The sequence below is a fragment of the Sphingobium sp. FW306-1B-F04DB genome, assembly GCF_058781925.1.
The window spans coordinates 1-761 of the sequence record NZ_JBYSXE010000134.1 but is presented as its reverse complement, the minus strand read 5'-3'; the positions used below and the strand labels follow the sequence as shown (position 1 = coordinate 761).

Sequence of the window (761 nt, the reverse complement as noted above, 5' to 3'; positions counted from 1 at the left end):
CCACGGAGTTTGGGTCAGCAACCGCACTCTGCCACAGCGCCAGCCGCTATCCACCTCTCGCCATGGGATCTTTCAGGCTCCACCGCACAACGCCAGCCAATTGATTGGCTGGCGTGCTCAACTACTCGAATAAATGATCGGCGACGCCGCCTGTGCTGAGTGCGTGTTGGCGTATGGCGCTGGCCCGCTGACCATGCCGTGGCTGACATCGCGAAGCTCGGCGACATTGGCGGGCTCAATCGGCTTGGTAAAACTGGGCCAGCAGCAGCCCGACTCGTACTTGTCGGAAGAGGCAAACAGCGGCTCGCCCGAGACGATGTCCACGTAGATACCCGGTTCCTTGTTGTTCAGGTACTTTCCCGTGTCAGGCCTTTCGGTGCCGCTCTGCTGCGTCACGCGATATTCCTCAGGGGATAAGGCCGCGACGGCCGTCAGCCGTATTGCGATATTCGGTCATGACAATCTCCATTTCGTGCCGATATGCGGTGGCGGGGGCCGCGATTTCCACATGACGGCGCTCCACGGCCCCCTCTGCTGGCGCATTGCGGTCGGGAGCTGGCGTAAAGCGCCGACAAGTCGGTCATCCGTGACGGGGTTTTCGATGCGAAAGCCTTTCAACTGCCATCATCGGGCCGGCAATCGGACGCCACTTCGGGCTTCGCCGGCGCGGCCACCATGGGAAATTAGGCCGCAAACTCATTAACGGACTTGAGGTTTGTCCGCCCGCGTGATTCACGCTCCTGCTGGAGCGGGAGGATAGA

The 761-nt window shown here is 61.1% G+C and carries 1 pseudogene; it reads right to left on the bottom strand.

From position 1 onward, the window contains the following. Positions 1–189: 189 nt before the first annotated feature. A pseudogene (msrB, locus tag AC3WJD_RS22050) lies at positions 190–457 on the bottom strand (peptide-methionine (R)-S-oxide reductase); the annotation flags it as partial. Between the last annotated feature and the right edge of the window lie 304 nt (positions 458–761).